At 48.2% G+C, this 8,704-nt stretch carries 9 protein-coding genes and 1 rRNA gene; 9 read left to right on the top strand and 1 reads right to left on the bottom strand.

The window, feature by feature from the left end; all coding sequences use genetic code 11:
• The 9 genes from rrf to QOL41_RS12585 form a co-directional block, all read left to right on the top strand.
• Positions 1–84 (top strand): 5S ribosomal RNA (gene rrf / locus QOL41_RS14290); the annotation flags it as partial.
• Positions 85–222: 138 nt separating this feature from the next.
• The gene (locus QOL41_RS12620; protein ID WP_283430046.1) at positions 223–1,065 is read left to right on the top strand and encodes a hypothetical protein; all 843 of its coding nucleotides are present in this window, start codon (positions 223–225) and stop codon (positions 1,063–1,065) included.
• A 191-nt stretch (positions 1,066–1,256) separates the two neighbouring features.
• Positions 1,257–3,116, top strand: coding sequence for an alpha-amylase/4-alpha-glucanotransferase domain-containing protein (locus QOL41_RS12615; RefSeq protein ID WP_283430045.1), 1,860 nt, complete (start codon positions 1,257–1,259; stop codon positions 3,114–3,116).
• A gap of 3 nt (positions 3,117–3,119) precedes the next feature.
• Complete coding sequence (locus QOL41_RS12610) at positions 3,120–3,809, top strand: hypothetical protein (RefSeq protein ID WP_173653595.1); 690 nt, start codon at positions 3,120–3,122, stop codon at positions 3,807–3,809.
• Positions 3,799–4,482 carry a lytic transglycosylase domain-containing protein gene (locus QOL41_RS12605; RefSeq protein WP_173653594.1) on the top strand — a complete coding sequence of 228 codons (684 nt, stop codon included), beginning with the start codon at positions 3,799–3,801 and terminating at the stop codon, positions 4,480–4,482. The genes QOL41_RS12610 and QOL41_RS12605 overlap by 11 nt, the downstream gene beginning before the upstream one ends.
• A gap of 68 nt (positions 4,483–4,550) precedes the next feature.
• The gene (locus QOL41_RS12600) at positions 4,551–5,912 is read left to right on the top strand and encodes a TolC family protein (RefSeq protein ID WP_283430044.1); all 1,362 of its coding nucleotides are present in this window, start codon (positions 4,551–4,553) and stop codon (positions 5,910–5,912) included.
• A 16-nt stretch (positions 5,913–5,928) separates the two neighbouring features.
• Complete coding sequence (locus tag QOL41_RS12595) at positions 5,929–6,507, top strand: MlaC/ttg2D family ABC transporter substrate-binding protein (protein WP_173653593.1); 579 nt, start codon at positions 5,929–5,931, stop codon at positions 6,505–6,507.
• Positions 6,508–6,511: 4 nt separating this feature from the next.
• On the top strand, positions 6,512–7,480 hold the full coding sequence (locus tag QOL41_RS12590) for a hypothetical protein (RefSeq protein ID WP_283430043.1): 969 nt from the start codon (positions 6,512–6,514) through the stop codon (positions 7,478–7,480).
• Positions 7,480–8,184 (top strand): pseudouridine synthase, encoded by a 705-nt coding sequence (locus QOL41_RS12585; protein WP_283430042.1) that lies wholly within the window; start codon positions 7,480–7,482, stop codon positions 8,182–8,184. The genes QOL41_RS12590 and QOL41_RS12585 overlap by 1 nt, the downstream gene beginning before the upstream one ends.
• A 72-nt stretch (positions 8,185–8,256) precedes the next feature.
• Here the strand turns inward: QOL41_RS12585 and QOL41_RS12580 are convergent, their stop codons facing one another.
• Entirely contained in the window at positions 8,257–8,643 is a 387-nt protein-coding gene (locus tag QOL41_RS12580) for an HU family DNA-binding protein (protein WP_163437895.1), read from the bottom strand.
• Positions 8,644–8,704 lie beyond the last annotated feature (61 nt).

The raw sequence follows: 8,704 nt of genomic DNA, 5'->3' as shown, positions 1-8,704 counted from the left end.
TTCCCTTTCCGAACACGGAAGTCAAGCCCCTCATCGCCGATGGTACCTGGCCTACGGGCCCGGGAGAGTAGGTCGCCGCTGGATTCACGCCCCTTCCACTGTAAACAGTGGAAGGGGCTTTTTTGTTTTTATACCGAATTTCCCGCCCGCGTCATGCTGACGAAGGTCAGCATCGGCTTCTCGTGCCTGCTAGGGGTTGTTGTTGATTATATTTGATCTTACATGCGTCTGATTAGTTTATTTGCACTCCTATTTCTTCTTGTTGCTTGCAACGAGGAAAAGGAATTTATGACTCCAAAACAGGGTGAAGTTGTTTTGGATGTAGGGGTTGATGAATACTCGTTGAACGGTAAGATTCTCGGAAAGACTGCTACCGATTTCTCTGATGACGATGTGTTGGTAGATTCCTTTAATATTGAATTGAAAAAAATGCGGGAAAACTTGGGGGATGAAGTCCTGCAGATGCTCACGACTGAGAATGATTCTGTAAAACGAACGCAAATCCGTAATGATTATCCTTTAGTCAAAATTCATTATGACAGCAATGTTCCCTATGATGTCTTCTATAAATCCTATATGACGGTTTTATTCAATTTTGATTCATATCAATTAGCTTTTGGATCCAATTATAAAGAAATTTGCTGGTTGCATGAACCCCATGAGCGTACTTGTCTACTTTATTCTTTTTGGTGCGAGCAACTGAATAATGCAAAATTATCGGATGTTCTTTTTGGGACAAATCGTTTTCCTAAGACGCTTGCAAATCTGGATCTCAGTGGTGATGATTTACAATTGTGCGCAGCTCTGCTATCATTGGCTTTGGGCAAAAAAGATGGGAACCTGGTTTACGTGGTTAGTTCGAATGAAACAGGACGGACCGATGGATTTAGAATAGATGTTTTTAAGGAAGAGAAGTGCTTGTGGGAGTTTATAGAAAAGAAGACGGGTTATTCTCATTTGACGTTACGAGTCCAAAATGATATTTTGGTGAAGGATTTTGCCCCAATCATCAAAAAGTTAAATAGCTACGGTTATCAAATAAAATTTGCCGCTTTAGGTAATTAGGGGTTTTAGGGGTGGAACCCCTAGGCGAGTGGGTACTGTAAGCCACGGCGATAGCCTGTCCGCTAAGCAAACATTAGAGGCCGTAGGCCGAATCCCTGTTTGCGTGCGGAGCAGGCTGAGTTGTGGCTGAAAGTAGGGAGACTCTTCTCCCTTTTTTCATAGATTTACGAAAAATTTCTATCCTTTACCATATGAAACCGACGTTATCGTTTGTGTTGCAGTTGCCGCCATCGACGGCGTATGCAAAGCTTGAATCTGTTGTAGAGAATTTGCTGAAGGGCGTCTGCATGATGCTCGATTCGGGTAAGGTGAAGTTTTCGCTGTTCCTGGATGGTCCGACGATTGAGGTGGCGGCCAAGTCCCCGCGCCCGCTTGTATTTGGCAAGTTGCGTCGCGCGATTGAAGACGGTTCGCTTGAACTTTTGGGCGGTGGTTATTACGACCCGATGCTCCCGCTTTTCCCGACGGAACTGCAGTCCATGCAACTCAAGAAGCATAGCAAGCTTCTGTGGAAACATTTCGGCATCGAACCTTCGGGCTATTTCAATTCCTCGATGGTGTGGGAAATGGAGATGACCGAACTCCTCGAGAAACACCGCTTTGAATACGCGCTTGTACAAGAGGCTTCGCTTCAGGATGCTCTAGGCCGCACGACTCCCGTTTCGGGTTGGTATACGGTCGAAGACAAGGGTTCTATCATGCGCGTGGTTCCTGTTTCGCAAAAACTTTCCGAAGCGATTTCGAACGATGACTTCCAGTGGGAACAGATTGCAGAACCCTATTGCCGTGGCGGAAAGGCCGCCGTTGTGGGCCTGGACATTCCGCCTCAGCCGGGTGACATTATCCCGTTCTTTGAACGCTTGATTGAATTTGTCGAGATGAACGAGATTTCGACGAAGACGGTTGCGAGCGCTGTGACCGAGCAGAATACCGAAGGCCGCGTGAGTTTCTTGCTTTCGGCGGGTCGAAAGATTGGCTTGCCGGCAACGGCGAAGACTTGCCGCGAGCTCCTGATTCGTAGGCCCGAAGTCAACCTGCTCCATAAAACGCTTTTGGCTGAATTCCACCGTGCTGCGGCGTTGCTCAAAGGTCACGAACGTGACGACTTTTTTGAAATGCTTTTGCCTGCGATGTCGCCTATCTATTACCGCGACATGCAGGACTCTGAAGGCATGCGCACCCCGATGGTCCGCTGGTGGGGTACTCGCTTTTTGCTGCAGGCCGCGAATCGCTTGACCGACCTCGTGTCCTTTGACGGAATCCGCCTGGATATTGCCGACTTCATGCTCGAAGGCAGCAAGAGCATCTGGGCCGAAAACCACTCGTATTCATTCTTGCTGGACTACCTGGAAGGCGGTATTCTGAATATCTTGAATGCGAAGGATGCCGAAAATAATGTTCTGGGGGCATGGCGTGACGACGGAAATCCGGCTGTCGGGTTCCTTGATTTCTTGATTCCCAATGTGGAACTGAAGGCCGAGAAACTGGACCAGATTCTTTCTGATCGCGAGGGCATGCTGTCTGCCGCATACGATTACCAAATCAAGCGCCACGATGCCGGCACTGATATCGCACTCTTGTCGGATATGCAGCCGGTATTTGAAAACCAGACGTTCGATTTGCATGCCGAAAAGAATTTCGAACTTTCGTCTACGGGTTCTGAATTCTCGGTTGAGTACAAGCTTTTGAACAATTCCGCTGACGCAATTAAGGGATTCTTCGGGACCTTGTTGGATACGGGGCTCCTCGCTTGCGGCCATACAGACAGGGACATTTTGATAGATGGCGTCCCGCTCAAGTTCAATTTCCGAGACCCGCTCATTTTCCCGGATGCATGCTCTCTTGAAATTGCGGACAAGACGACTAGTTCCAGAATTGAGCTTGTGTTCAAGAAAAAGGCCGCCGTTTTGGTGTCGCCTATTTTCGGTGCGTCGTCGCTTGCTGCTCCGGAAGCCTTGCAGGGTATTCGCGTGTTCCCGTTCTGGAAGATCAATCTTGCAAGCCAGACGGAATTTGAATTGTTGATGACGGCTAAAATTTCCAAGAGGTAAACGATGAAATCAGATTTGATTGATATTCAGGTGGAATCTCGCGGAAACGACGTCGAACTTTCTTTGTCGGGCTCACTTGGCCTGCCTCAGCTTTCTGCCGTAAAAGAAAAGCTGGATATGCTTGTCGATGGGCCGGGCTGCTTTTTCTTCTTGAATTTGCAGAACGCTCACTTTACGAGTGACCGCTATCTTGATGTTTTCTTGGAACTCTTGAACCGCGTCAAGGCGCAAAAGTCGGCTTTGATTTTGATTTTTGAATCGGCGGAACAGTACGATTATTTCTCGAAGTATCTGAACATTTTTGAGGTTTACGAGAACCGTAAGGCTTACAAGAAGTCGGGTACGAAAAAGCAATTGCAGCAAATTGGCCTGCATTACGGGCTTCGCTCGGGCATTACCGTGAGTTCGGGTGTCGCTGTTGCGCTGATTTCGTTGATTCTCGGCTGGATGATTACCTTGTTTGTAATTATTTCTTCGCAGGGGCACGAAATCTCTGACAAACAGGCTCAAATTATTGCGCTCCAGAACCAGAAGGACCGCTACATCAAGGAAATTGACAAGCTGGAATCTTCGATTGGCCCGCTCCGTAAGCTAGGAGTGGTGCAAGATACGACAAGGCTCAGTTCCTTCGGACTCATTCAGGATTGGGTGAGCTACCTGGAATATCTAGAGAATACAAGGCGTGAAAAGTAACGTTCGCATATCCAAGCTCACGTTTGCGATTGCCCTGGTGTTATGCTTTGGGGCTTTAGGGCTTTTTGTGTCTTACTGGTATGCGCGTCAAGCTGAAATCAAGGAGTTGGCTGTAAAAGAGTCTGTTTTGCGAGGCGAACTTGAACAGCTTAGCGCTTGGGGCAAGTGGACTATTGACTATGTCAAAATCAGTAGGGCGTTGGATTACCTTTCTCAGGGGCGCTTGACCGAAGAACAGCGTGAAATGCTGACGGAACAGATTTGGCAGATTTCGAGGTCGTATGCGACTGACCCATTGCTTATTTTGGCGGTGGTAGCCCAAGAAAGCCGAGGAAACCCCAATGCCCGCGGCCGTAAACAGTCCGGTGCTTTTTCGGGAGCTTTGGGCCTGATGCAAATCAAACTTGAGACGGCTAAGAAGATGGGGGCCCACTTCGGACTCAATGTCGAAACCGAAGAGGACTTGCTCAAGCCAGAAATCAACGTGACGGTGGGAACCGCTTACTTGATTCGCTTGATTTCTAAATATGGCAATTGGAAGGACGCTCTAATTGCGTATAACTTAGGGCATTCGGCAGTTGACAGAATGCTAGAATCGGGCAAACCTTTGCCGACTAAGTATTACGAGCACGTGATTTCTAAATACAGAAATCTCTTGAGCCTTGAATTTTAGAGACAAGAAGCCGATAACAGGGGACAAGTTGTAGGTGAATTTTTTGCAAATTTGCTAAATTTGAGCATATGTTTCGTGTATTAGCAGTTTTGTTCTTGGCCACATGTGCGCTTGCCGGCGAAATCCGGTATAGCTTGGAGCAGTTTGTGGAAGAAGGACTTGCTGCTGATCCGCAGGTGGCTGAACTCAAATTCGGGACCGAAGCCAAGAAAGACCAGATTCGAAAATTGCAGGCCGAAGCCATTTTACCGACTTTTTATGTGGGCATGATGGTGGGGCCTGCTCCGGGTCTAAAAGATGAACTCCAAAATGGCGATACGGTCGAAGTCTATGATTTTACCAAAATGGGCCCGTTTTGGGGGGTGCAGGCAAGATTTGTTCAGCCTTTGAATTTGGGACAGTATCGTGCTGGCAAAATGGCTTTGGAAGCCGACTTGCAGCAAAAAAGTTTCGATATTGAAAACCAAGTCCACAAGAAAGATGTGGAACTGCAGACCTACTATTACAACTACCTTTTGGCGAAAGAAATGATTCGCATTGCGGGTGATGCGCAGTCGAAGGTCGATGAAGCCTACGAAAAGTTGGAAGAGGCTTTGGACGATGATGACCCGAATGTATCGCAGATGGATCTTTTGAACCTGAAGGCGAAAATGCATACGGTCAAGGAAGGCGTTACCGAAGCCAATTTGGGCATGAAGCGCGTGATGCTTGCTATCCGTTTTTCGCTGAGAATGAATGAAAACGATTCCTTTGTGGCCGACGATTCCGTGTTGGTGCCGCGAACGGAACCATTGCCGTCTTTGGACGAAGTTCGCAATATGACTTTGAAATACCACCCGGAACTGCGCCAGCTTTCGGCAGGAATTCGCGCCAGAAGAATCCAGATGGATTTGGCTGAAGCAAAGCTTGCTCCTGAATTCTTTATCATGGGTGAAGTGGAATATGTCAAGAGCTGGGCTGGTAACAGAAATGTTTTGCAAAAGAGCGCTTTTGCCGAAGATGCTGTGAACAAGCTCGATGGTGTGCTTGGCGTGGGCGTTCGCTATAATTTGAATTTCTGGAAAAATTGGGAAGGCTACCGTTCTGCCCGTACGGATATGCGTAGTCTTCAACTTAAAGAATCTTACGCTTCGGAAGGCTTGATGGCCAAGGCCGAAGAACAGTATTACCAGGTGGTTGCCGCTAAGGAAAAACTGGATGCCATGAAAGAAAGCCTGCGAGCATCTGAAGGCATTCTGAAAGGGGCGGCAATGCAGTACGATTTGGACAAATCCAAGACGGGAGACCTGGTTTCGGCTTATACACAAAACATCACAATGCAGAAAGATTACTATTTTGCGGTATGCTCGTATAATGTGGAATTTGCCCAGTTGATTGCCAAGATGGGTATGTCTCTGAAGGATTTCCACACCATTTATATGAATCAGTGAGCATAAGGGAGAAGATATGGTCAAGAAAATTTTAATTGCAATCGCCTGTGCCTCTTTGGTTGCTTTTGCTGCCGAAGACCCGGTTGCCGCCATCAAGAAAAAAGATGCTGAACTTCAGACTCTTTTGAAAAAGTCTAGCCGCAATGCCAAGGAAACGGAACGTGTCAAGAGCTTGCTCAGCGATTCCTTTGATTTTGCCTTGCTTGCAAAGAAGTCCTTGTCTAGCAAGGATTGGGATGCTCAGGACGCCGCTTCGCAGGAAAAGTTTGTGACGGAATTCCAGCGCATGGTCCGTAATTCTAGCGCCAAGCGCTTGGAACTTTACCGCGCTGATTCTACGATTTATGAACCCGCCAAGATGAAGAAGGATAGCGAAGCCCGCGTGGTTGCTCACCTTTGGAACAAGGGCAAGGAATCGGTGCTGGAATACAAGATGAGCCTGGTCGACGGCAAGTGGAAGGCTTGGGACTTGGTGATTGACGATCTTTCTACCGCCCGCAATTACAAGGACCAGTTCTCGCAAATCCTCAAGAACAAGAGCTTTGCCGAACTGATCGATATCATCAGCAAGAAGGCTGACGAATCGGAGAAGTAACCTTTTGATTTGGGTTCTGGGCGTACTTTGTGCTTTGGCGCTTGTCGCCCTGTTCTTCCCGTTTATATTCTGGGTTGATTTTTCTGCGGACTTTTGTGAAATAATAGTCCGCGTTCGTTTTTTCAAGAAGGTCGTTTATACCTACGAAAAGAAGTTTGGCAAGAAGGAACCGCTTGATGACGAGGACAGTGCGCTGTCTGACGATGAGGGCGGTTCCGTTGCTGTAAATGAAGAGGTTGCAAAGGCTCCAGAAAAGCCTGTGGAATCGAAGGCTGCTCCGAAGGTTGAGCAAGAGTCTAAACCTGAAAAACCGGCTGAGCCGGAAAGCAAACCGGAACCAGAGAAGAAAATAGAACCGGAACCTGAAAAGAAACCTGCAGAGAAGAAAGACGAGCCGAAACCGGTCGAAAAAAAGAGCGAACCGAAGCCGGTTGAAAAATCGAAATCAGATGATGAACCGAAGCAGAAAGAAAAAACTTCGGAAGAGAAAACATCGGACGATGAAAAAGAAGAAAAGCGTTCGCTGACCGATCAGGAATTTTGGACGCTCTTGCTGACACCGGAATTTGATACACGTGCTTGGTGGGCGGTGCGTCATGCTTTGTCCGCTTTGTTTAAGTTGTTCAGAATTCGATTTGTGAATTGCTTTGTAGAAGGAATCCGCTTGCAGGAATACGAAAACATGGGCTATGGCGCGGCGTTGAACGGAATCTTCAAGAGCTATCCTTACATTGGAGCTTGGGATTTCCGTATGGACTGGACGCGCGACCACGAACTGCATGCCGAAGGTCACATGCGAGCATCGATTAATGTTTGCCGTGTGCTGGGCTTGATTATAACAACCCTGTTCTATGGTGGCATTGTGGCGTTTACATTCTGGCGTCGCCGCGCTAAGATTCTTAAGACGGGAGAACTCCCGGAACTGGGCTTTGTCCGCAACAAGATTGTGAAAATGATGTCGGAGGATGACTGATGCCTGCTTTGACTTTGGATAGACTGCTTGCCTCTATCGGATTTGGTTCGCGTAAGGAAGCGCGTGCGCTGGTGCGTATGGGCATGGTAGAAATGGATGGCAAGGTTCTTGACGACCCGTTTATCGAATTCAAGGAACGCCCGGAATCGATTACGGTGAATGGCGAAGAAGTCCCGACGATTGAAAAGCTCTATATCATGATGGACAAACCGCTCGATGTAGAATGCAGTCACAACGCCCGCGACCACCAGTCGGTGTTCGAACTGCTGCCGGACCGTTTTACCGCGATGGGAATCCAGACGGTGGGACGCCTGGATGCAGATTCTTCGGGACTTTTGCTGTTTTCGAATCAGGGCGATTTTATCCACAAGGTGGAAAGCCCCAAGAAGGGCTACCTGAAGCAGTACCGCGTGACGCTAGCGCGCCCGTTTACCGAAGAACAGAAGGCGGAGCTGTTGCGCGGCGTGATGCTTAAAGACGAGCGTCGCCCTGTGCTGGCTCGCGAACTTTCGGTCGATGGTGACTCTGTGTTGATTTCGATTGGCGAAGGACTGTACCACCAGGTCCGCCGTATGTTTGCCGCCGTAGGCAACCATGTGGAAACCCTGAAGCGCGAAGCAATTGGCCCGGTGGTGCTGGATCAAACGCTTGGCAAGGGCGGCTGGCGTTATCTGACGGCTGAAGAAGTTGCCTCGCTGACCTAAGATAAACCCATTAAGATTAAAGCAAAAAGCCTCGACAATGTCGAGGCTTTAAAACTTTTGTGACAAAGTGAATTAGGCTTCTTCTTCGGCCTGAATTTCTTGCGGCTGGGCAGAAATCATGACGTCGCGGTCTTCGGCTTCGAGTTTGGCGTTCACGCCTTCGACCAGAGCTTCGAGACTGTTGATCTTGTCCTTGATATCGTTACTGAACTTGAAGGAGGGAACCATGCGTTCTTCGATAAGGACTGTTTCGCCGGTGCGGGGGTTGCGGGCCGGGCGAGCCTTACGCGGCTTGCAGCTGAAAGTGCCGAAACCACGAATCTCGATGGTGTTGCCTTCGATCAGTTTTTCGCCCAAAAGGTCGAGGAACTGTTCGATAACGGTCTTAATATCGTTGCGCACAAATCCTGTGGACTTGGCGATTTCTTGAATCAGTGCTTGTTTAGTTATATTTGCCACGGCTTAAATATAGGTTTATCAATGAGTTAGCGTACCGGTCCCGCTGAAATTAAATAATTTT

Origin of the sequence: Fibrobacter sp. UWB10 (assembly GCF_900182935.1) — a bacterium.
Classification (GTDB): domain Bacteria; phylum Fibrobacterota; class Fibrobacteria; order Fibrobacterales; family Fibrobacteraceae; genus Fibrobacter; species Fibrobacter succinogenes_O.
This window is presented reverse-complemented; position numbering and strand designations above follow the sequence as displayed.

Bases quoted from the DNA above. Each gene is read 5' to 3' on its own strand.
- QOL41_RS12620 (WP_283430046.1), top strand. From the start codon at position 223: ATGCGTCTGATTAGTTTATTTGCACTCCTATTTCTTCTTGTTGCTTGC.
- QOL41_RS12615 (WP_283430045.1), top strand. From the start codon at position 1,257: ATGAAACCGACGTTATCGTTTGTGTTGCAGTTGCCGCCATCGACGGCG.
- QOL41_RS12610 (WP_173653595.1), top strand. From the start codon at position 3,120: ATGAAATCAGATTTGATTGATATTCAGGTGGAATCTCGCGGAAACGAC.
- QOL41_RS12600 (WP_283430044.1), top strand. From the start codon at position 4,551: ATGTTTCGTGTATTAGCAGTTTTGTTCTTGGCCACATGTGCGCTTGCC.
- QOL41_RS12595 (WP_173653593.1), top strand. From the start codon at position 5,929: ATGGTCAAGAAAATTTTAATTGCAATCGCCTGTGCCTCTTTGGTTGCT.
- QOL41_RS12585 (WP_283430042.1), top strand. From the start codon at position 7,480: ATGCCTGCTTTGACTTTGGATAGACTGCTTGCCTCTATCGGATTTGGT.